The sequence below is a fragment of the Flagellimonas cixiensis genome, assembly GCF_042134615.1.
GTDB lineage: Bacteria > Bacteroidota > Bacteroidia > Flavobacteriales > Flavobacteriaceae > Flagellimonas > Flagellimonas cixiensis.
Window position 1 is genome coordinate 1355373 of the sequence record NZ_CP169639.1, and the last position, 22715, is coordinate 1378087.

16 protein-coding genes are annotated in these 22715 nt (G+C 41.9%); 7 read left to right on the forward strand and 9 right to left on the reverse strand.

From position 1 onward, the window contains the following. Window positions 1–18: 18 nt before the first annotated feature. From ABT310_RS06015 to ABT310_RS06035, 5 genes are read left to right on the forward strand one after another with little or no spacing between them, the layout of a single operon-like run. Window positions 19–2421: an ABC transporter permease gene (locus tag ABT310_RS06015; RefSeq protein ID WP_375325844.1), complete on the forward strand. Its 2403-nt coding sequence runs from the start codon at window positions 19–21 to the stop codon at window positions 2419–2421. Window positions 2422–2444: 23 nt separating this feature from the next. Further along, on the forward strand, window positions 2445–4877 hold the full coding sequence (locus ABT310_RS06020; RefSeq protein WP_375325845.1) for an ABC transporter permease: 2433 nt from the start codon (window positions 2445–2447) through the stop codon (window positions 4875–4877). Window positions 4878–4898: 21 nt separating this feature from the next. Then, on the forward strand, window positions 4899–7349 hold the full coding sequence (locus ABT310_RS06025) for an FtsX-like permease family protein (RefSeq protein ID WP_375325846.1): 2451 nt from the start codon (window positions 4899–4901) through the stop codon (window positions 7347–7349). A 25-nt stretch (window positions 7350–7374) separates the two neighbouring features. Beyond that, window positions 7375–9792 (forward strand): ABC transporter permease, encoded by a 2418-nt coding sequence (locus ABT310_RS06030; protein WP_375325847.1) that lies wholly within the window; start codon window positions 7375–7377, stop codon window positions 9790–9792. A gap of 10 nt (window positions 9793–9802) precedes the next feature. Next, entirely contained in the window at window positions 9803–10465 is a 663-nt protein-coding gene (locus ABT310_RS06035) for an ABC transporter ATP-binding protein (protein WP_375325848.1), read from the forward strand. A 99-nt stretch (window positions 10466–10564) separates the two neighbouring features. Here the strand turns inward: ABT310_RS06035 and ABT310_RS06040 are convergent, their stop codons facing one another. From ABT310_RS06040 to pdxA, 7 genes are all read right to left on the reverse strand, one after another. After that, window positions 10565–11683 carry an NAD(P)/FAD-dependent oxidoreductase gene (locus ABT310_RS06040; protein WP_375325849.1) on the reverse strand — a complete coding sequence of 373 codons (1119 nt, stop codon included), beginning with the start codon at window positions 11681–11683 and terminating at the stop codon, window positions 10565–10567. 33 nt (window positions 11684–11716) lie between these two features. After that, window positions 11717–13075 carry an acetyl-CoA carboxylase biotin carboxylase subunit gene (gene accC, locus ABT310_RS06045; protein ID WP_375325850.1) on the reverse strand — a complete coding sequence of 453 codons (1359 nt, stop codon included), beginning with the start codon at window positions 13073–13075 and terminating at the stop codon, window positions 11717–11719. Window positions 13076–13163: 88 nt separating this feature from the next. Continuing rightward, the gene (gene accB / locus ABT310_RS06050) at window positions 13164–13655 is read right to left on the reverse strand and encodes an acetyl-CoA carboxylase biotin carboxyl carrier protein (protein WP_375325851.1); all 492 of its coding nucleotides are present in this window, start codon (window positions 13653–13655) and stop codon (window positions 13164–13166) included. Between the two features lie 27 nt (window positions 13656–13682). Further along, entirely contained in the window at window positions 13683–14678 is a 996-nt protein-coding gene (locus ABT310_RS06055; protein WP_375325852.1) for a beta-ketoacyl-ACP synthase III, read from the reverse strand. A 174-nt stretch (window positions 14679–14852) separates the two neighbouring features. Next, on the reverse strand, window positions 14853–15053 hold the full coding sequence (gene rpmF, locus ABT310_RS06060) for a 50S ribosomal protein L32 (RefSeq protein ID WP_072876398.1): 201 nt from the start codon (window positions 15051–15053) through the stop codon (window positions 14853–14855). A gap of 7 nt (window positions 15054–15060) precedes the next feature. Then, the gene (locus tag ABT310_RS06065) at window positions 15061–15597 is read right to left on the reverse strand and encodes a DUF177 domain-containing protein (protein WP_375325853.1); all 537 of its coding nucleotides are present in this window, start codon (window positions 15595–15597) and stop codon (window positions 15061–15063) included. A 95-nt stretch (window positions 15598–15692) separates the two neighbouring features. After that, a complete protein-coding gene (gene pdxA / locus ABT310_RS06070; RefSeq protein WP_375325854.1) occupies window positions 15693–16760 on the reverse strand; it encodes a 4-hydroxythreonine-4-phosphate dehydrogenase PdxA in 1068 nt (355 codons plus the stop codon). A gap of 58 nt (window positions 16761–16818) precedes the next feature. Between pdxA and ABT310_RS06075 the strand changes: the two genes are divergently transcribed. Beyond that, a complete protein-coding gene (locus ABT310_RS06075) occupies window positions 16819–17409 on the forward strand; it encodes a riboflavin synthase (protein ID WP_375325855.1) in 591 nt (196 codons plus the stop codon). Here the strand turns inward: ABT310_RS06075 and ABT310_RS06080 are convergent. After that, window positions 17406–19214, reverse strand: a complete 1809-nt coding sequence (locus ABT310_RS06080) for a sodium:solute symporter family protein (RefSeq protein WP_375325856.1) — start codon at window positions 19212–19214, stop codon at window positions 17406–17408. The two genes, ABT310_RS06075 and ABT310_RS06080, sit on opposite strands and share 4 nt — an antisense overlap. A 68-nt stretch (window positions 19215–19282) precedes the next feature. On the opposite strand from ABT310_RS06080, the gene ABT310_RS06085 reads away from it, so the two are divergent. Then, window positions 19283–20038 (forward strand): sulfite exporter TauE/SafE family protein, encoded by a 756-nt coding sequence (locus tag ABT310_RS06085; protein WP_375325857.1) that lies wholly within the window; start codon window positions 19283–19285, stop codon window positions 20036–20038. 53 nt (window positions 20039–20091) lie between these two features. Here ABT310_RS06085 and ABT310_RS06090 read toward each other — a convergent pair whose 3' ends face one another. Further along, the gene (locus ABT310_RS06090; protein WP_375325858.1) at window positions 20092–22707 is read right to left on the reverse strand and encodes a M14 family metallopeptidase; all 2616 of its coding nucleotides are present in this window, start codon (window positions 22705–22707) and stop codon (window positions 20092–20094) included. Between the last annotated feature and the right edge of the window lie 8 nt (window positions 22708–22715).

A 22715-nucleotide genomic window follows, 5' to 3' on the forward strand; every position in this document is an offset into this window, starting at 1 on the left:
AATCAAAAAAGAATCATCATGCTTAAGAACTATTTAAAAATCGCCTGGAGAAACCTAACCAAGCACAAGGCCTACACCATAATCAATGTGGGGGGCCTTGCCTTGGGCATGGCCGTTACCTTGATCATTGGTCTTTGGATCAATGATGAACTCAACCACAACAGCTATTTTGCCCATAAGGATAAAATTGCCCAAGTGTACCAATCCCAAACCATGAACGGGCAAACAGGAACTGGACCAGCTATTCCGAGACCTTTGGAAAAGGCCATGCGTGAAGATTACATGGATAACTTTAAGTACGTAATGATGTCTTCATGGAACATGCCCCAATATTTAAAAAATGGGGAAACCAGTCTTTCCAGAAATGGTTATTTTATGCAACGGGAGGCACCAGAGTTACTTGACCTTAAAATAGTAAAAGGCGAAAAAGATGGCTTGCGGGATATCAATACCATCATGCTTTCCGAATCAACCGCCAAAGCTCTTTTTGGCAACGAGGATCCGATTGGAAAAAATTTGGAGGTGAATAGCCAATACGACATGATGGTGACGGCAGTTTACGAAGATATCCCATTCAACACCTCATTCTTTGATAGCGACTACCTAATGCCATGGGCAAAGTATATTACCATCTGGGATTGGGTAAAACGTTCCGAGGATTATTGGGACAATAACTCATTCCAAATGTTTGTCCAAATAGCGGACAACACCACGATGGAGGCCGTGACCGATAAAATAAAAAACGTTAAGCAATTAAATGATGCTGAATTGGTTCAGTTCAACCCAGAAATGTTTTTGTTGCCCATGGAAGATTGGCATTTGCGCTCGAATTTTCAAAATGGAAAACAGGTTGGTGGCCGAATCAAATATGTTTGGCTTTTTGGCATTATTGGCATTTTTGTACTCCTTTTGGCCTGTATCAACTTTATGAACCTCAGTACCGCCCGTTCCGAAAAACGAGCTAAGGAAGTGGGAATAAGAAAATCCATTGGATCACAACGCGGGCAATTGATCAACCAGTTTTTAGGTGAATCGTTTTTAGTGGTGCTTTTGGCCTTTGTAATTGCCGTTGGCATCGTGGTCCTTTCATTAAATGGTTTCAACGAATTGGCTAGAAAAGAAATAGAATTTCCATGGACATCCATTTCCTTCTGGGGTATTTCATTGGTTTTTATTTTGTTTACTGCCTTGTTAGCCGGCAGCTACCCCGCATTATACCTATCTTCTTTTAGACCTGTTGATGTTTTGAAAGGAACTTTTAAAACAGGAAAACATTCGGGGCTTCCAAGAAAAATATTGGTAGTGGTTCAGTTTACCGTTTCGGTCGCATTCATTATTGGAACCGTGATTGTTATGCAGCAAATCAACCATGCCCAAAATAGACCTATTGGTTACGATAATGAAGGATTGGTTCAAATACCGACCATGAGTCAAGACTTTACCGGCAAATTTGACTTGATGCGTGACGAGTTCATCAAGTCGGGTGCCGTTACCGAAATGTCGACATCCAGTGCGCCTACCACAAGAATTTGGTCCAACCGAAGTGGTTTTGATTGGGAAGGCAAACCTGAAGGGTTCCAAGAAGATTTAGCCTGGACCGAGGTTTCTCCAGAATACGCCAAAAGTTTGGGTCTTAAAATAGTGGCTGGACGTGATTTTAATAGAGATTTTGCTTCAGACTCAACTGCCTTGTTGATCAATGAAACAGCAGTAAAATATATGGGACTCGAAGATCCTATTGGAAAATTTATCACAAGTTCCGATCCCGACGACAATTCGTTTGAACCGATGAAAATAATTGGGGTGGTGGAAGATATGATTGCCCAATCTCCTTATGAACCCGTAAAACAAGGGTGGTATGTATTCGATAGAAATGACAACGGTTCTTATTATAACCTAAGGTTAAACCCCAATAAAAGTGCGTCAGAAAACATCGCCATAATTGAACGCGTATTTAAAGAGCATTTTCCCGACATCCCATTTCAATATGATTTTGTGGATGAGGAATACGGCAAAAAGTTCGCTTCAGAGGTTCGTGTGGGCCGATTATCAGGCATTTTCACCGCATTGGCCATTTTAATCAGTTGTTTGGGACTTTTTGGTCTTACTTCTTTTGTTGCAGAGCAACGCACCAAAGAAATTGGTGTTCGCAAAGTACTCGGGGCATCGATCTTCAATGTTTGGAACATGCTTTCCAAAGACTTTTTAAAGCTCGTGGTCATTTCTTGCTTTATTGCAGTGCCCATAGCGTATTATGTTATGAATGGGTGGTTGCAAGAATACCCCTATCGTGTGATCCTTAAATGGTGGATTTTTGCCTTGGCAATGCTCGGGGCCTTCCTACTCACCATTATTACCGTAAGCTTTCAAGCCATAAAAGCGGCAAAATCCAATCCTTCCAAAAGCCTGCGGACTGAATAAATCATCTTCAAAAAACACAGATCATGTTTAAAAACAATTTAAAAATCGCCTGGAGAAGCCTTAAAAAGCAGCCATTCTTTACCTTCCTGAATATATTTGGATTAGCCATCGGAATGGCTGGCGGGCTTTTGCTCAGTCTTTATATATATGACGAGCTGAGCTATGATAAAATGTTTGCAGATTCCGACCGAATTTACCGTGTCAACTCTGATATGAAATTTGGTGGTAAAGCAGAACGATTGGCTGAAGTTTCTGCCCCTATGGCAGAGGCGATGCTCAACGACATTCCCGAAGTGGAAATGGTTACGCGATTTAGAGGTATTGGAAGTATTTTTATCCGTTCCGAAGAAGCACGAAACAATGTTAGGGAGGCTTCGGTCACCTATGCCGATTCTACCTTTTTTACAATGTTGGGTGTTCCCCTTTTGCACGGCGATGAACAAACTGCTTTGGTAGAGCCCAATACGTTGGTGATGACCAAAACTGCAGCCGAAAAACATTTTCCCATTGATCAAGCCATTGGAAAAACAGTGGTGTTGAACGATCAAAACACCTATCGAGTCACAGGGGTTATTGATGATTTACCCACCAATTCCTTTCTTCAGGACAGAGGTTTGTTTTTGTCCATGGCCGGCTACGAAGATTCCAGAATGGCTGAATGGGGAAGCCATAATTATTACACGCTCATCAAATTGATGCCGGGAACCAGTGGGGCCGACATTCAGGATAAATTACAAAGTATGGTTGGCAAATATCTGATTCCATATGCCCAACAATTTTATCCGGGAATTACAGAGCAGCAATTTTTGGATTCTGGAAATTATGTGAACTACTCTACCATCCCCTTGACCAAGGTTCATTTGTATTCGGGGCGAAGCCCAGAATTTAGTCCGGTATCCGACATTAAAAATGTGTATATCCTAGGTGCCATTGCCCTTATACTTTTGGTGCTGGCCAGTGTAAATTTCATGAACCTGTCCACCGCCCATTCTCTGAAACGATCTAAAGAAGTTGGCATTCGAAAAACTTTGGGGTCGCAACGCAGTAGTTTGATCGGGCAGTTTTTAACCGAATCCGGAATGATTGCCCTCGGATCTTTGGTTTTTGCCCTAATTATTGCCGCCATTGCCATGCCTTTATACAACGATCTTTCTGGTAAAGAGCTAGAGATACCATACGGAAGTCTTAGCTTTTGGCTAATCCTTTTGATCGCCACTTTTGCACTGGGGATTCTTTCCGGAGGATATCCCGCATTTTTTATGTCGCGCTTTGTAGCTGCGAAAGTACTCAAAGGTCAGGGAGACAACTCCATTGGAGGTGGAGGGGTCCGTAATGCCTTGGTCGTACTTCAGTTCTCCATTTCGGTATTCTTGATCATGGGTACACTTACTGTTTTCCAGCAGTTGAATTACATCCAAGGAAAAGACCTAGGTTATGGCAAAGATGAAGTATTGGTCATTAGGGGCGTAAATGCCCTTGAAGGCAATCGAAATACGTTTAAAAACGAAGTACTTCAATTGAGCCAAGTAAATACAGCATCCTTAAGCAGTTTCTTGCCTACTCCCTCTTCCCGTAGCGACAGTTCATTTATGCAGGCGGATGACAGAAGTCAGGAAAAAGTGGTGAACATGCAGCAATGGAGAGTAGATAGCAACTACATGACAACCATGGGGCTTTCGCTAGTAGCAGGAAGAAATTTTGATATTGAACGCTTTCCCAGTGATTCTACCAGTATCATTATTAATGAAAAAACGGTGGCCATAATGGGTAAAACACCCGAAAATGCGATTGGCGCCCAGTTTGTAGACAATTTTAATACCAACTCCCTTATGACTGTAATAGGTGTGGTCAAAGATTTCCATTTTGAATCCCTTAGGGATGAGGTCGAGGCATTGGGACTGTTCTTCGGAGGAGACGACGCAAGCAATTTATCCATTAAACTTAACGGCGGCGACATGTCTTCCACTATTGCAAGCATTGAGGCCATTTGGAACAAATTGGCCCCAACACAGCCCTTTGAACATTATTTCATGGACGATTCCTTCAATAACAGCTATGAAGCTGAACAACGTTTGGGACAAATCTTTATGATCTTTACCCTTCTTTCCATTTTAATCGCCTGTTTGGGACTCTTTGGGTTGGCTGCATTCAATGCACAAAAACGTGTGAAAGAGATTGGTGTTCGCAAAGTAATGGGCGCAGGCGTTGGGCAAATTGTTTATCGATTGTCCATGGATTTTCTGAAACTTGTTGGTATCTCTGTCCTTATTGCATTGCCCATTGGGTGGTTTGCGATGGACAGATGGTTGGAAGATTTCTCATATCACATCAACATTCCATGGTGGACGTTTGCCCTATCCGCATTTATTGCAGTGGGTATAGCCTTGATAACCGTAAGTTACCAAAGTATCAAAGCGGCCATTGTTAACCCTGTTAAAAGTTTAAGAACCGAATAATTAACTATATAAACACCAACCATGTTTTTCAACCACTTAAAAATTGCCTGGCGAAGCATCTTAAAAAACAAGCTTTTCTCCATTATCAATGTGTTAGGTTTGTCCATAGGGTTGTGTTCCGCCATGGTCATTGGCGCCATTGTTTATTTTGATTTTTCCTTTGATACCTTTCATAAGGACAAGGACAAAATATATCGGGTTTCTACCGTTTTTGAATCGAATGGAAACCAATTTTCAAATAGGGGAGTTGCGGTTCCTTTGATGCGAACCTTTCAAGAAGGGATGCCTGGAGTTGAATTGGCAGCACCTTTTATGAGCGCGAATTTTTTTAAGGTTGAAAACAAACCTCAAGATCTCACTTTTAAGAATGTCCAAAATTCCATTTTGGCTGACAATGCTTATTTTGAATTATTTGAATATGCTTGGTTGGCAGGTGATAGCAAATCGGCTTTATCAAACCCAGCTCAAGTGGTTCTTTCAGAAAAAAAGGCCCAACGATATTTTCCTCACACTCCAATTTCAGATGTGGTGGGCAAAACGCTGGTTTATAACGATTCCATTTCCGTAAAAGTGAGCGGAGTTGTAGCCGATTTTCAACAAAACAGCGACTTTAAGTTTACTGAATTCATGTCGTTATCCTCGGCCAAAATGTTTGGGGCAAAGGATATCGTCACCAACGATCAATGGAACGGCACCAACTCGGGCGACCAATTGTTTTTTAAGGTAAGGGATGAAGCCAGCGTTGCATTGGTTGAGTCTCGCCTTAAGGAATTGGCAACGGAACATAAAAACAAGGCAGAATGGGCTATAAATGATGAACGTGTCTTTGTGCTTCAACCTTTGACCAACCTCCATTTTGGGGGAGAGTATGGTGAATATCCATTTAACAATTCCGAACATGTGGCAAGCATTAAGGTTTTAAAAAGCTTGGGGTTTGTTGCATTGTTTTTATTGCTCTTGGGATGTGCCAATTTTATCAATCTAAATTCGGCTCAAGCTTTAACTCGGGCCAAGGAAATTGGCATTCGAAAAACCTTGGGTAGCTCCAAAAAGCAAGTAGTTCGCCAATTTTTGTTTGAAACCTTAATTCTCACCTGTATTGCGGCCGTTTTATCCCTGGTTTTAGCTCCTTTATTGCTCCGACAATTTGCAGATTTCTTACCTGCGGATATCAACCTATCCATATTGTACAGTGTTAAGGGAGCAATGGGCATACTGGTTTTGATTGTTTTGGTAAGTTTTTTATCTGGTTTTTATCCTGCCTTTGTACTGTCTGGCTTCAGACCTGTGTCCGTTTTAAAAGGACAGTTCTCCAAAGGAGACAAAGGGGTTCGTTTACGTAAAACATTAACTGTTTTTCAGTTTGTGGTGGCTCAGGTTTTTGTGATTGCCACCTTGTTGGTCACCAAACAGCTCCATTACGTAATGAACAAAGACATGGGACTAAAAACCAACGCCACGGCCTATGTTAACACGCCTTGGAACAATAACTCTGAAGTGAAAAAAGAACGATTGTTCAATGCGGTCAAAGCCATTAACGAACTCTCCAATGTGAGTTGGGGCGGAAATCCTCCGGCTTCCAACAACTATTCCACTTCCATGCTGACCTATTTTAAGGAAGATGCAGAAATGCACCAAGAAACCCAATTATTATGGGGCGATGTCAACTATCTGAACACCTATAACATTCCACTTCTATCAGGAAGGCAAATGCTCAACGATAGTGTTAGAGAATACATTGTGAACGAAGCTTTTGCCCGTGAAGTGGGGTTTCAAAACACCGCTGATGTAGTTGGTACTTTCGTAAAAATGGATACTCTTAAAATCCCTATTGTAGGGTTAATGCGTGATTTCCATCAACATTCCCTCCGATCCGATATTGGTCCCATGGCCATTACTGGTGACTGGGCGGATGACGATTATTCTATGTTCAGCAGTATTCATTTTGACCTTGGTGAAAATTCTGAAAACTGGACCAATTCGGTAAAACAAATTGAAGAAGCATGGGCATCAGTTTATCCTGATGAGGAAGTACAAGTACTGTTTATGGATGAAATTGTGGAAGGCTTTTACAGAACGGAACGCAGTACGGTTCAATTGCTGTCTTGGGCCACAGGACTTTCCATTTTGATCAGTTGCATGGGACTATTGGGATTGGTTGTGTACACTACCGAACGAAGGGTAAAAGAAATTGGCGTTCGCAAAGTGTTGGGGGCCAATTTAGCTCAACTCAACATGGAACTTTCCAAGGAGTTTTTGATTCTAATTGGAATTGCCTTTGTGATTTCCGTTCCCATTTCGTGGTATTTAATTCAAGAATGGATCCAAAATTTCGCCTTTAAAACTAACTTAAGTTGGTGGGTGTTTTTAACTAGTGGAATTGGTATGGTACTCGTTGCATTGTCGGTTATTGTCACACGAACCTACCGCACAGCCAATATTAATCCTGTAGATTCATTAAGAACCGAATAAATCATCAACCAAAAAAACGAAAAACATGCTAAAGAACTATATTAAGATTGCTTGGCGAAATTTGATCAAAAACAAGGTGTTTACTTTGGCAAATATCATAGGGCTAACTTCCGCACTTGCCGTTGCACTTTTATTGGCCATGACCGCTCTTTTTGAGCTTTCCTATGATCAATTTCACAAAAACAAGGATTCGGTTTACCAAGTATATCTTTCCAGTCAAACGCCAAGAGGGGTGGAATCGGGCACTTCACAACCTGTGCCTCTGGCCCCTGCCTTAAAGGCTGATGTGCCGGGCATCAAACATGCAGTCCGAACGTTGAGTGATGATGCACTAGCCACGTATAATGACAAAGAAATCAATCTGGATGCTGAATTTGCCGACCCTCCCTTTTTTGACCTATTTACATTTCCTGCCGTACTGGGCAATTCCAAAAACCCTTTGTCCAATAAAAGCAGTGTTGCCATTTCGGAAGAAGGAGCCCAAAAAGTATTTGGCAGCACAGAAAATGTTGTCGGTAAATCCATTACTTTAAAAATAGGCAAAGAGGAACAGGTATTCACCATTTCTGCCGTTGTGGTAGACCCTCCATCGAATAGCAGTATAGATTTTGATATTGTTATTCCTTTTGAAAACCATCCAGAATATGCTTCCAGTATCGACCGTTGGGATTCGCAGTTCCATTTGGTCTATGTGCAGTTGGATGAGGGCGTAACCCCAGAACAATTTGAAAAAAACACAAGAGAATTTACCAGTCTGCATTACAAAGGAAGCATCGAAAATGCGAAAAGAGATGGGGCCATTGCCAATGCGGATGGCTTGTATAAACAATTTCATTTGTTGCCCATTGCCGATATGCACTTTACCTCATTTGCCAGTGGAGCTGCAGAAGTAAAACGAGCATTTCCCTACATGATTTTGGGCGTTGCATTTGTTATTATTTTTATTGTTTGCGCCAACTTCATAAATATGAACATTGCCTTGAGTGAAAAACGCTTAAAAGAAATAGGCATGCGCAAAACCCTCGGGGCCGTTAAAAAACAATTGTTCCTTCAGTTTTGGCTGGAAAGCCTTTTGGTTTTTACCGTATCGACCATAATGGGTCTGGTTTTGGGCAATCTTTTATTGGAACCGTTCAAATCACTGTTCAAAACACGAGCTACTTTGGAGCATGTGACCCAACCTGAAATTTTACTCATTTTTGGACTCTCCATTTTTTGCATCACACTGGTTGCTGGTGGATATCCTGCTCTTGTAATGAGCAGATTGGGTACGCTTCGTGCTTTAAAAGGAAAACTTGATCTAGGTAAAAACCGTCTTAGAAATGCTTTGATCGTATTGCAATTTGCCATAGCCATTTTGCTTATCAGCGGAACTTTAGTGTTGCATGGTCAGATAGAATTTATGCGCAACAAAGATTTGGGTTATAACAAAGAGCAGGTAATTTCTATTCCTCTAAATGGAAAAAAAGACAGTTATCGTGTGGTCGAATTGCTTCGCGAAGAATTAAAAGGCAATCCGAACATCCTAAATATTTCTGGAGCTGATAACAATTTGGGATTGGGTAAGGATGGAAGCCTAATGAGCAGTATGATGGGTTTTGACTACCAAGGACGTGGGGTGGTCACCAATGCCTTGACCGTTGACTACGATTATGCAAAAACCTTGGACCTTGATGTTGTGGCCGGAAGAACTTTCAGTAGGGACTATGCCGCAGATAGCTTAAGCCTGGTCATCAACGAAACCATGGCCAAACAATTGGGCGAAGAAGACCCGCTTTCCGTTCGTATTCCCATGGATGATGGTGAAACGACCTATTCCGTGATTGGTGTGGTCAAGGATTTCAATTTTCAGGATATCAGTAAACAAGTGAGCCCTCTTACGCTATTTATGAACAACGATTGGGACTTGTATTATGCTTATGTAAAAATTGCACCACAGAACATTACCAGTTCTTTTGAGGCGGTTGAAAAAGCTTGGGGCAACGTTGAGCCACAGGCAGAGTTTTTGGGGTCTTTTTTGGATGAAAATGTAGACCGTACGTTCAGAAGAGAAAAAACCATGGCGACAATTGTAACCAGCGGCAGTATTTTGGGAATCTTGTTGAGCTGTATCGGACTGTTTGCCATTTCTATGTTGGTCGTGGCACAACGAACCAAAGAAATAGGGGTGCGAAAAGTAATTGGAGCCAGTGTTTCCTCTGTTGCCCTATTGCTAACCAAAGATTTTTTAAAATTGGTAGGGATAGCCTTTGTCATTGCCACACCAATCGCTTGGTATTTTTTAAATGAATGGCTGCAAAACTATGCTTTCCGTGTTACCCTAAGTCCATTGTTCTTTATTGGGGCAGGACTTTTGGCCACCTTTATTGCCTTTATCACCGTAGGTACACGAACCGTAAAGGCAGCATCGGCAAACCCTGTAAAAAGTTTAAGAACAGAATAAAAGAAAAAACATGCTATTACAACTCAACAACATATTTAAATGGGTCCAATCGGGCGGACAACGTATTTTTTTATTGAAAGATATCAATCTCGAAGTGGAGGAAGGCGAGTTCATTTCAATTATGGGGCCGTCCGGGTCCGGCAAATCCACCTTACTCAACGTTATCGGAATGCTGGATGCTTTTGATGAGGGCGAGTATCACTTTTTAGAGGATTCCGTACACAATCTAAAAGAAAAACACCGCTCCAATTTGTACAAAGAATACATCGGATTTGTGTTTCAACAATACCATTTATTGGATGATTTGACTGTTCAGGAAAATTTGGAAATGCCCTTGATCTACAAAAAGTTTAAAGGCTCTGAACGCAAGGCCATGGTTGCTGATATGTTGGACAGATTTAATATTGTAGGGAAAAAAGACCTTTTTCCAGCCCAATTGAGTGGTGGCCAACAGCAATTGGTGGGCATAGCCCGTGCCTTAATTTCCAACCCCAAATTAATTTTAGCCGATGAACCTACAGGGAACCTCAACTCCAAACAAGGGGAAGAAATCATGGACTTGTTCAAACAATTGAATGAAGAGGGCGTGACCATTATTCAAGTAACGCATTCAGAAAAAAATGCAGAATACGGCTCAAGGATCATCAATTTATTGGATGGTCGAATGATCTAAAAAGTTCAAGAATCAAGTTCAAGTTCAAACGCAATGCAAGGAAATTGTTGATGCTTGATCGAGCTTGACACTTGTACTTGAAGTTTGCTCTTGATACTTTTAATCCCCTAAATCGGCCAGCTCCTTGCCTACCAAACTGCCCAGCGCAACACCCATTCCGCCCAAGCGAACCCCGCAAAAAATGGAATTGGAAACGGGTTTTACAATGGGTGACTTTTGGGCGCCAACACCCATGATCCCGCTCCATCGACGCTCGATTTTTACGTTTTGATGGCGCAAAATCATTTGGTTCAGCAATACCTCTAATTTATTTTGAATGATTTCCGTTTGACCAAATTCAGTGGTCTCTTCGGTTTCAAAATCTAGATTTCGGCCACCCCCGAACAGAATTCGGTCATCAATATTTCTAAAATAATAATAGCCCTCATCAAAATGGAAAGTGCCTTTGATATGAAGATTTTTAATGGGTTCGGTAATCAAAACTTGGGCTCTGGCAGGTTTTATAGTTTCTGTCTTTAAAAGTTTGGAGGCAAAGCCATTGGTCGCGACAAAAACTTGTTTGGAATCAAACTCAAAGTCTTTGGTCTTTACGATGGCCTTGGTTTCAGTTTCCAACAAGGCTTCCACTTCTACCCCATATAAAATGGGAATTCCGTTGGACAAACATTTTTGAATCAGCGATTTCATCATTTTACCCGTGTCCAATTGCCCTTCAAAAATATGGGTAATGTATTGCTCTTGAACGTTTTCAAATCCGAAAAGATTTCTATTGGGTAAAAATGGCTTGGCTCCAAAAACAGGCTCCATCAAATCATTCAAATAGGAAATGGAATCGATGCACTTTTTAAAGAAATCAGGTTTTTCCAAAAGAAAAAGTTCATGGCTGCTATGCAATTCAAACCCAATAGCGGAATCTCCAAGCAGATTGCGTAACCGTTGAATCCCGTTCCATCGCTTTTGAACGAGTTCTACCACTTCTTCTTCAGTATGGTGCTCCAGGTCTGCTAATAGCTCGGAAACGCTCCCAAAACAGGCAAAACCTGCATTTTTAGTGCTAGCGCCTTGTGGCAGGCTTCCTCTTTCCAATACCAAAATGTTGCTTTTGGGATATTTTTCTTTGAGACTCAACGCACAGTTAAGACCAACAATACCGCTTCCAATAATGGTGAAATCCACATTGGAAAACCAACTTTTATGCTCCCAGTAACTTATTTCCATAAAATAAAAACCCCGATAAAATCGGGGCTCTTTTTAATGATGATCTAAATATTTTGGATCCATTTTAAAATCCTCCATAAACTTGGTAGTGTAGTTACCTGCCAAATAATCTGGATGATCCATCAATTGTCGATGGAATGGAATGGTAGTTTTAATACCTTCGATTACGAACTCGTCCAAGGCCCTACGCATTTTATTAATGGCTTCTTCCCTGGTTTGCGCAGTTGTAATCAACTTGGCAATCATGGAATCGTAGTTCGGTGGAATCATGTATCCGCTATACACGTGGGTGTCCAAACGAACGCCATGTCCTCCTGGGGTATGCAAGGTCGTAATTTTCCCTGGAGATGGTCTAAAGTCGTTATAAGGATCCTCTGCATTGATTCGACACTCAATGGAGTGTAATTTTGGATAGTAATTTTTACCAGAAATTGGAACTCCACCTGCCACCAAGATTTGCTCACGGATTAAATCGTAATCGACAACTTGCTCGGTAATCGGGTGCTCTACCTGAATACGGGTGTTCATTTCCATAAAGTAGAAGTTCCTGTGTTTGTCCACCAAAAACTCAATGGTACCTGCACCTTCATACTTAATATACTCTGCTGCCTTTACGGCTGCTTTACCCATTTCTTCGCGAAGTGAATCCGTCATAAATGGAGACGGGGTCTCTTCGGTCAATTTTTGGTGTCTACGCTGAACGGAACAATCTCTTTCGGAAAGGTGACACGCTTTACCGTATTGGTCTCCTACCACCTGAATCTCAATATGGCGCGGCTCCTCAATCAGTTTTTCCATGTACATTCCTCCGTTGCCAAAAGCAGCGGTTGCTTCGTTCACGGCGCTGTTAAAGCTCTTTTCCATTTCATCTTCGGACCAAATGGCACGCATTCCCTTACCTCCACCACCAGCGGTAGCTTTTATCATTACAGGATAGCCCATTTTTTTGGCCTCTTCCTTGGCGTGGGCCACATCTTTTAAAAGACCTTGAGAACCTGGAACAGTTGGAACTCCTGCCTTACGCATGGTTTCCTTGGCCGTGGCCTTATCTCCCATACGATCAATCTGATCACCAGACGCTCCGATAAATTTGATATCGTGCTCCGCACAAATCTTTGAAAATTTGGCGTTTTCGGAAAGGAACCCATATCCTGGGTGTATGGCATCGGCATTGGTAATTTCCGCCGCAGCTATAATATTTGGAATCTTTAAGTACGATTCGCTACTGGGAGCTGGGCCAATACAAACTGCTTCGTCGGCAAAGCGTACGTGCAAACTTTCCTCGTCTGCCTTGGAGTACACCGCCACTGTTTTGATGCCCATTTCTTTACAGGTCCTGATTATCCTTAAGGCAATCTCTCCCCTATTTGCAATCAATATTTTTTTAAACATAGAACACAATCTTAAATTCTGAATTCTAAATTTTAAATGGCTTTAATCCTCCTTAAAAAGGGGATTAAAATTTAGCATTTAAAATTCACTACGATGGGTCTACCAAGAACAATGGTTGGTCGAACTCAACTGGTGAGGAGTCGTCCACCAAGATCTTAACAATCTTACCTGAAACTTCGGATTCAATATCGTTGAAAAGTTTCATTGCCTCAATCACGCAAAGAACATCGCCTTGACTGATAGAGCTTCCAACCTCAACAAATGCAGGCTTGTCTGGGGATGGTTTTCTATAGAATGTTCCAATGATGGGAGATTTAATGGTAATGTATTTTGAATCTTCCGATTTTGAAGATTCAGCTGCTGGAGCAGCAGCTTCGGTTGCCACTGGCGCTGCTGCTGCGGGTTGCGCCGCTGGGGCCTGAGCCATTGGTATTTGCTGAACAATTGTGGTTTCGGGAGTGCTTGAGCCCACTGCACCTGTACGGATGGTGATTTTGATGTCTTCCATCTCCAATTTCACCTCGCTAGCACCCGACTTGGCTACAAACTTGATTAAACTTTGAATTTCCTTAATGTCCATGGAATATGAATTTGTTAGTTGTGTGATTTAAGAATTATAGGCCCATTTTAAGTAAATAGATCCCCAAGTGAAACCTCCACCAAATGCGGCAAAGATTAAATTATCTCCTTTATTTAATTGCTTCTCATAATCCCAAAGCAATAAGGGTAATGTTGCCGAGGTGGTATTGCCATAACGGTCAATGTTGATCATCACCTTTTCGGGCTCCACACCCATTCTGTTGGCGGTTGCATCTATGATTCGCTTATTGGCTTGATGCGGCACCAACCATTGCACATCGTCCTTGGTAAGGTTGTTGCGCTCCATGATCAATGCGGATACATCGGCCATATTGGAAACGGCGAATTTGAAAACCGATTTCCCATCTTGATGCACGTAATGTTGTTTGTTCTTTACCGTTTCTTCAGTAGCCGGTAATATGGAACCTCCTGCATCAATCTTCAAAAACTGACGACCAATTCCATCCGAGCGCAAATATTCGTCCTGAAGTCCCAAACCTTCTTCATTGGGCTCAAAAAGAACCGCTCCAGCGCCATCTCCAAAAATAATGCAAGTAGTTCTATCGGTGTAATCTATAATGGAAGACATTTTATCTGCCCCGATGACCAATACCTTTTTATACCTGCCTGATTCGATATAGCTCGCTGCGGTTGACATTCCATACAAGAAACTGGAACAAGCAGCTTGAAGATCGTAAGCAAATGCATTTACGGCACCAATTTCTGATGCAACATATGCCGCAGTGGATGCTACGGGAAGATCAGGGGTTGCCGTAGCAACCAAAACAAAATCTATTTCGGAAGCTTCTATTCCTCTTTTTTGCAATAAATCTTCTGCGGCCTTAATCGCCATAAAAGATGTACCCGCACCCTCTTCTTTTAAGATTCTTCGCTCTTTGATTCCTGTTCTGGTGGTAATCCATTCGTCGTTGGTATCTACCATGGTTTCCAATACTTTATTGGAAAGAACGAATTCAGGAACATACCCTCCTACAGCTGTAATTGCTGCCGTTGTTTTTTTCATTTTAGCCTCTCTTTATTGTCAAAAACATTGAAATTTGACCCAAAAGCGGTGAAAATTAGTCATTTTATATGACTTTCCCTTCAAAATCACTCCGTTTTTGAAATTAACCTTGGGCCATAAAAAAACTCCCGCTTGTTTTAAAACGGGAGTTGCTTTATTTTAAGGAGTTTGCAATTACGCTGCAGTTTCTTCCTCAGTTTTGTCGATCAAAACCTGACCACGGTAGTACAATTTACCCTCGTGCCAGTGCGCTCTGTGGTACAAGTGCATTTCACCTGTAACTGAATCTTTGGCAATAGTAGGGGCTACCGCTTTGTAATGGGTTCTTCTTTTGTCCCTTCTGGTTTTTGATGTTTTTCTTTTAGGATGTGCCATTATAAACCTATTTGTCCGTTAATAACTTTTTTAAATCGTCCCATCTGGGATCTGTTTTATCGTCTGATGCTTCTTTTGTTTCCTTGGGTTGGAGCTCTTCCAACTTATCCAAGATTTCCGACTTCAACGTTCCGTCTTCTACTCCAGGGTGAATTCGTTTTTGTGGAACGGCCAACACCAACATTTCGTACACATATTGTGCAATATTAATTTGATGTTCCCCGTGTGGAATGATCAAAATCTCATCATCCTCATCATTGTAATCCTCACCAAACTTGATGACAAGATGCAAATCTGATTCGATGGGTTGATCAAACGGCTCCCCAGTAAGGTCGCAATCCACATTAACAGTTCCCTCGGCTTCAATTTCCAATTCCATCATGGTGCTCATCTTTTCCAAAATGGCATTTACTCGGATTGAAGCTCCGTTAAACTCTTGGTATTCAAAAGACTCAAAGAACGCATTGTCAATCTCGTACACAAAATCATGTTTTCCCAGCTTCAGACCTGAAAAAGGGATAAAAAACTCTTTCAGCTTCATCATTTCTACACTTAAGGTTTGTGTACCAGCCTTTAAAGGCGGGTGCAAAGATACTACTTATCTACAAAACTGCAATTTTATCAACAATAAATATCAGATTAGGAGTCAACTTTTTGTCCACCCTTCCGAATTTTTTGCTTTTGCAGTGGATTTTTGGTCAATTCCAAGTACTCCATTCGGTTTTTAAATACTTGAAGCGCCATAAATACCGCTTCTTTAAAAGAACCCTCATCGGCCTTGCCTTTTCCAGCAATTTCATAGGCTGTACCGTGGTCGGGCGAGGTCCGAACCCTGTTTAGGCCCGCCGTATAATTCACTCCTTTTCCAAAACTAAGGGTTTTGAATGGAATCAACCCTTGGTCATGGTAGGCTGCAAGGACCGCATCAAAATTTTCATGCGTACCCGAACCAAAAAAGCTATCTGCCGAATAAGGACCGTATACCAAAGTGCCTTTGGCGAACAATTCTTGTATGGTCGGCTTCATTATTTTATCATCTTCCTCCCCAATGGTACCATTATCGCCACTATGCGGATTAATACCCAAAAGCGCAATCTTGGGTTTGCGAATTCCGAAATCCATTTTAAGGGATTTTTCCATCGTAATCACTTTGTTGCGAATCAGTTTTGGGGTGATGGCCTTGGCCACATCCTTTACTGCAATATGATCGGTAAGCAATCCAACGCGCAAATTGTTGGTCACCATAAACATCAAACTCTCCCCTTGCAATTCTTGGGCAAGGAAATCGGTGTGACCCGGGAATTTAAAATCTTCTGACTGGATATTGTTTTTATTGATGGGCGCCGTGACCAAAACATCAATCTTGTTTTCCTTTAAAGCGGTAACCGCTGCACGCAACGAACGAATGGCAAAATCGCCACCCTCCTTGGTCGCTTGACCATATTCTATTTTTGGATTTTCTTTCCAAACGTTTACAATATTGATTTTACCATCAACCACCTGTGAAGCATCTCGCACCCCATGAAAGTTGATGTCGAGGCCCAAATCGTTCTTTTGTTGGGAAATTATCTTGTTCGATGCAAAGATGACGGGCGTGCAAAAATCCAACATTCTTGCATCCTCAAAGGTTTTTAATGCCACCTCACACCCAATGCCGTTAAAATCCCCAATGGAAATCCCCAGCTTTATTTTTTGCGTTTCCTCCATAAAATCAATGCCGATATGGCTACTTTTGCATTACAAAGCTAGTTAAATAATAACACACATGTTCACTGGTATCATCGAGACTTTGGGTAAAGTTGAAAATCTTGAAAAAGAGGGGGGCAATCTTCATATTACTGTTGCTTCGGACATCACTTCTGAATTAAAAATTGATCAAAGCGTGTCCCATAATGGGGTTTGCCTTACCGTTGTTTCGGTAACAGATAAGAGTTATACAGTTACTGCGATTGAAGAAACCCTCAACAAAACCAATTTAGATGATCTTTCGATTGATGATGTAGTTAACCTGGAACGCGCCATGGTGCTTGGTGCTCGATTGGACGGACATATTGTACAGGGACACGTAGACCAAACTGCCCAATGTATTTCCATCGAAGAAAAAGATGGAAGTTGGGCCTACACCTTTCAATACGATTCCAAATTGAACAACGTAACCATTGAAAAAGGTTCCATTACTGTAGATGGGGTTAGTTTAACCGTAGTCGACTCCAAAAAGGACCAATTCAGCGTGGCCATAATTCCTTACACGCACGAGCACACCCGATTCCATACCTATAAAGTAGGTACAGTGGTCAACTTGGAGTTTGATGTGGTCGGAAAATATGTTGCCCGATTATTGGAACTCCGTGATTAAAACACGTTTTTCATTCCGCGCCATACCTTTAATAGTACCAATGCGGATACAATAACCAAAACCGTGAGTCCTGAAGCAAGTTGATATTCCCCATAGATCCAATATCCAGTGGCAAACATGATGGAATAAATCAAAACAACACCTGCAAGCATTGCTTTAATACCTGATGGAACACTCCATTTTTCGTTGGTCTTGACTATCTCAACATTATCTTCTTTTGCTTCGTTTACAATTTTTGACCAACCCGGACCTCCTGGCTGAATTTTAATGTAGAAGCTTCGAAGCACTTCTTTGCTTTCAGGCTGAGTAACAAAAGTGGCTGTTAACCAAATAATTGTAGTGACTAACATTATAAATGGTAAATCGGCCCATTCTGGAAAAATTCCTGTTTCGGGGGCAAACAAATATTCCCTCAAAGGAGTTGTCTCCAATAAAACTGCTAGGATTCCAGAAGAAAACATAGCTGTAATTTCTGTCCATGCATTGATTCGCCACCAGAACCACCTTAAAATGAAGATGAGACCTGTTCCTGCTCCGAATGATAATAATAGGTTGAACACTCCCATGGCATTTTGCAAGGCCAAAGCCAAAAATGCACTCAACACCATTAATAATACGGTAGAAATTCTTCCCACATTTACCATTTGCTTTTCAGTGGCCTGTGGATTTATTTGTTGTTTGTAGAAATCATATACTATATAGGAAGACCCCCAGTTCAACTGCGTAGAAATAGTGGACATGTATGCTGCAACCAAGGAAGCCAAAACAACACCCAAAAGTCCTGTCGGCAATTTTGTCATCATGGCAGAATACGCCAAATCGTGACCCAATTTATCTTCGGTTACGTTTGGAAATGCTTCGTGTATACTGGCAATATCTGGATACACGACCAAAGAAGCCAACGCTACCAAAATCCAAGGCCAAGGTCTTAGCGCGTAGTGCATAATATTAAAAAAGAATGTAGCCCCGATAGCGTGGTTTTCATTTTTAGCGGCCAACATACGCTGGGCAATATAACCACCACCACCGGGTTCCCCGCCTGGGTACCAAGAACTCCACCATTGTACAGCTAATGGTATAATTAGAGCGGTAATCAAGGCTTTTTTATCACTAAAATCAGGCAAGATGCTTAATTTATCCTTTACATTTTCATTTTCCAAAACAGCTTGTAATCCTCCCACTTCAGGAAGATTTACCAAATAATATGCGGCGCCAATAGCGCCTGCCATGGCCATAAAAAACAGGAAGAAATCACTATACACAACTCCTTTAAATCCACCAAGGGCACTAAAAACTACAGTAATAAGTCCAGCGCTTACCACGGTTACCCACGGGTCCAATCCCAGCATCACACCACCAATTTTTATGGCGGCCAAGGTAACGGATGCCATCGTGATCACATTAAACAATACCCCAAGATATATGGCTCTGAATTTTCTTAAAAAACTGGCCGCCTTTCCTCCGTATCTTAATTCATAAAACTCCAAATCGGTTTTTACATTGGATTTTCTCCAAAGCTTGGCGTACACGAAAACGGTTAACATTCCCGTGAGCAAAAAGCACCACCAACCCCAGTTTCCGGACACCCCATTTGAGCGCACCAAATCGGTCACTAAATTGGGCGTATCGGTAGAAAATGTAGTGGCTACCATGGACAATCCCAAAAGCCACCAAGGCATGCTACGACCCGATAAAAAGTATTCTGTTGAGCTTTGTCCGGATTTTTTAGAAACGTAAATTCCGATGAAAAGTACGAGGGCGAAGAACCCAAAAATAATGATGTAATCTAAAAGTTGTAGTTCCATTTGTTTAGTTTGGCTGGCGCTAAAGATAGCTTTTTTGGGTTACTTTTGTAACCCGATAAAAACTTTGCATGTTTCTTACTTCCCTCTCCGATATTTCGATTGCTGCATGGACCATGGCGGCCACCGCGGTATTCTTAATGGGAGTCTCCAAAGCGGGCCTTAAGGGCATGTCCATTTTTAATGTGACGCTCATGGCCCTTGCATTTGGCTCAAGGGCGAGCACCGGACTTTTTATTCCTTTATTATTGGTTGGGGATGTTTTTGCCGTAGTCTATTACAACCGTCACACCCAATGGAAATATATTTTAAAGTTTCTTCCTTGGATGATTCTTGGGATTCTGATCGGGGTTTTGATTGGTAAAGATTTGCCCGAAACCGAGTTTAAATGGGGGATGGTGATCGTGATATTTTTGAGTTTGGGCCTTTTGCTTTTTTGGGATCGAAGAAAATCGGAAAGTGTACCATCGCATTGGTTGTTTTCTGGCTCTATGGGAATTTTAGCCGGAATTTGCACCATGATCGGAAACTTGGCGGGAGCATTCAGCAATATTTTCTTTTTGGCGATGCGATTGCCCAAAAATGAATTTGTGGGAACGGCAGCATGGCTTTTCTTGATCACCAACTTTTTTAAACTGCCTTTTCATATTTGGGTGTGGAAAACGGTTACTCCTGAAACCTTGGCCATCAATTTAAAATTATTGCCTGCTATTTTTTTCGGTCTTATTTTGGGTGTTTTCTTGGTGAAGAAAATCAATGAGAAAAACTACAAGCGCTTTATTTTGATTGTGACGGCGATTGGGGCGGTTGCGATACTTTTCAGATAAAAAAAAGCCCGACGATTGTCGGGCCTTTATTTTACACTAATATATCCTAAATGCTATTCTGAAGCTGCTTCGTAAATGGCATTAAAAATCAACTTGTAAGTGCCTCTTGGCTGCGCACGGAACTGTGGTCTGAACGCAAACAAAATGGCTGAACCTTTTCCGTATTTAGCTTTGACCATAGCCGGTTTTTTGGCAATATAACGCTCTTCGCCCATAGCCCATCCACTCATCAATAATCCTTTGGCGGCATAGGTGGCAATCACCTCAACTTCTGGTGCAGGGGCATCTTTAATTTCCTCTGTTCCACCTTCGCCACTTTTGCGTTGCTTGTCAATCACAAAAGCCCTAGATCTGTTGAAAGAAACGGAAACCGTATCCTTCATACCAAATGCAAGTGAGTGGGTTGTGTCTATTCCTGTTTTGATCAAAGATCCAGGAATAAAGAAATCTTTGCTATCGGCCCCTGAAGTGGCATCTCTTAATGGCAATCCGAACTGCTCGATTACATAGTTACTGGCTTCATCAAAAGCAATCAAAGTGCCTCCGTTGCTCACATACTTGCTCAATGCTACGGTACCGTCCAAACCAATTCCGCCGGTGAATTTTTCTGGCATACTCAGGTTGCTATGTCCGTGCAAAATGGAACTTGGTCTTTGTGATGGGATAATAATCGCATCGTATTGAGACAAATCTTTTGTTTTGATGTCGGCATCATGCAACGTATCCATGTCAAATTCATACTCATCCATAATAAAACGAGTCCATCCTTCATCCATATTGGCCACCCAAGATTTGTACAATCCTACTTTTGGTAGGTGGATTTTGGTCAGTTGCACTTCTGGTTTAGCTGCTAATCCAGTGAACTCCAATCCGTACTCATCAGCCAACGATTCCATTAATTCCTTATCGCCAGTAACCACGTAGGACCCTGCGGGGAATGACGCTTTTCCAGATTTGAATTCAGTCATGGCCTTGTAAGCTGTTCCTCCAGCTTTCAATACTTTGTTGGTAGCCACTACGGATGCATTGGTGTTTACGCTAAGTGCATATCCGAAAGAACCGCTTTTGTTCACGCTTCCTTCGTAATAATCAACCAATCCGGAAACTTTTTCAGTTGGGGCTTTGAAAGATTCAGCAATTTTATCCACATCAATTCCCATTTGCATAGGCAACGTCCATCCGGCCAAATCGTAAGGGGTGTCCGGTGGCCCACCTGGATATTGGAAACGGGTTGGATAGTTTTGCTTCTCCATCAAATCCATCAAATATGGTCTAAACGCTTGACCTGTATAGATCACGTAAGATCCTTTCTCATATTTTTTATCTCCAACTGTAAAATCTTTAGTGGCTTGCTCCACTTCGATACCCCCACGAAGCAATACGTTGATCAAGTTCACTGCTTCAAAGGAATCCCATTGTTCTTTGTCGATAATGTAAGCGAAGAAATCTTCGGTTTCTCCTTTTTTGATGGCGTCTTTACCCATTCTGTAGATATTGTACAGATAATCACTTCTGCGATCGGAGGCTAAATCCAACGTTGCCCAAGTAGCTGTCAACATGTAATCCACGGCATCTCTAAAATGTGATTCGCCACCTTTCCATACATCGGCATACATAATGTCCGTTCCATCCGTAGGAGTTGTGCCCGCAACCATTTTTGGAAGTTTTTTAGGGTCGTAAAATCTTGGGGTTGGGGTGGTGTGGCCTGTTTCGGTCAAAATACCGATCATGTTGTGGTAATAAGGCACTGTTCTACCTCCACCGTTCCAGAACATGGTATAGTGGTTGTCGGCAATGGCTCCTGGCATGTTTTCCAAAGAAAATCTTTTGGACATGGCAGAACCTACTTCACTTACAGCAGCTGTAATCGCTGGATTGATGTTCGGGTTTACTGGGTCAGCATAAGGTGGAATAGAAATTTTGGTCCAAGCTGGTGATGATTGGTGGTGGTTGTACACAATCTGAGGATACCACTCGTTGTACAAAATCTTGGTCACGTTGTAGGTCTCAGGCTGAGTGTTCATAAACCAGTCCCTGTTGTTGTCGTGTCCCATATAGTAATGGTACAATACCGGAGGGCGCGAAGTTTCGTAGGCTGTACCCAAGTTTTTACGGTACCAGTCCACTACAATATCCAATCCATCAGGGTTCATTACCGGCATAAGGATGGTAATCACATTTTCTCGGATGTCTTGCATTTCTTTGGTCTCGGAAGTTGCCAAAGTATAGGCCAACTCAGATGTCATTTGTCCGTGGGCCAACTCTGTAGAGTGCATACCCCCGTCAATCCAAACGATGGCTTTTCCGTCTTGGGAAAGTTGTTGGGCTTCAGCATCACTAACGGTGGCGCGGGCCAATTTGGTGCTGATGTCTTTCCATTTGTCCAATTGGGCCAAATTCTCTTCGGTTGAAATAAACAAAACGTACATTTTACGTCCAAGAACCGTTTCACCAATTTCAATTTTTTGAACTCTGTCGGAAGCATTGTCCAGTTGGGTCAGGTAATCTTCAATTTGTGAGTAGTCGGCTAATTTGTAGTCCGCTCCCACTTCAAATCCGTACACGTCTTTTGGCGAGGGAACTTTTTGCGCAACCAAGGCAGAAGCGCATGTCAAAGACATCGCAGTAGAAAACAGCAATGTTTTGAGGTTTGCAATTTTAGAAATCATTGTTTTGA

Bases quoted from the DNA above. Each gene is read 5' to 3' on its own strand.
- ABT310_RS06015 (WP_375325844.1), top strand. From the start codon at position 19: ATGCTTAAGAACTATTTAAAAATCGCCTGGAGAAACCTAACCAAGCAC.
- ABT310_RS06020 (WP_375325845.1), top strand. From the start codon at position 2,445: ATGTTTAAAAACAATTTAAAAATCGCCTGGAGAAGCCTTAAAAAGCAG.
- ABT310_RS06025 (WP_375325846.1), top strand. From the start codon at position 4,899: ATGTTTTTCAACCACTTAAAAATTGCCTGGCGAAGCATCTTAAAAAAC.
- ABT310_RS06030 (WP_375325847.1), top strand. From the start codon at position 7,375: ATGCTAAAGAACTATATTAAGATTGCTTGGCGAAATTTGATCAAAAAC.
- ABT310_RS06035 (WP_375325848.1), top strand. From the start codon at position 9,803: ATGCTATTACAACTCAACAACATATTTAAATGGGTCCAATCGGGCGGA.
- ABT310_RS06040 (WP_375325849.1), bottom strand. From the start codon at position 11,683: ATGGAAATAAGTTACTGGGAGCATAAAAGTTGGTTTTCCAATGTGGAT.
- accC (WP_375325850.1), bottom strand. From the start codon at position 13,075: ATGTTTAAAAAAATATTGATTGCAAATAGGGGAGAGATTGCCTTAAGG.
- accB (WP_375325851.1), bottom strand. From the start codon at position 13,655: ATGGACATTAAGGAAATTCAAAGTTTAATCAAGTTTGTAGCCAAGTCG.
- ABT310_RS06055 (WP_375325852.1), bottom strand. From the start codon at position 14,678: ATGAAAAAAACAACGGCAGCAATTACAGCTGTAGGAGGGTATGTTCCT.
- rpmF (WP_072876398.1), bottom strand. From the start codon at position 15,053: ATGGCACATCCTAAAAGAAAAACATCAAAAACCAGAAGGGACAAAAGA.
- ABT310_RS06065 (WP_375325853.1), bottom strand. From the start codon at position 15,597: ATGATGAAGCTGAAAGAGTTTTTTATCCCTTTTTCAGGTCTGAAGCTG.
- pdxA (WP_375325854.1), bottom strand. From the start codon at position 16,760: ATGGAGGAAACGCAAAAAATAAAGCTGGGGATTTCCATTGGGGATTTT.
- ABT310_RS06075 (WP_375325855.1), top strand. From the start codon at position 16,819: ATGTTCACTGGTATCATCGAGACTTTGGGTAAAGTTGAAAATCTTGAA.
- ABT310_RS06080 (WP_375325856.1), bottom strand. From the start codon at position 19,214: ATGGAACTACAACTTTTAGATTACATCATTATTTTTGGGTTCTTCGCC.
- ABT310_RS06085 (WP_375325857.1), top strand. From the start codon at position 19,283: ATGTTTCTTACTTCCCTCTCCGATATTTCGATTGCTGCATGGACCATG.
- ABT310_RS06090 (WP_375325858.1), bottom strand. From the start codon at position 22,707: ATGATTTCTAAAATTGCAAACCTCAAAACATTGCTGTTTTCTACTGCG.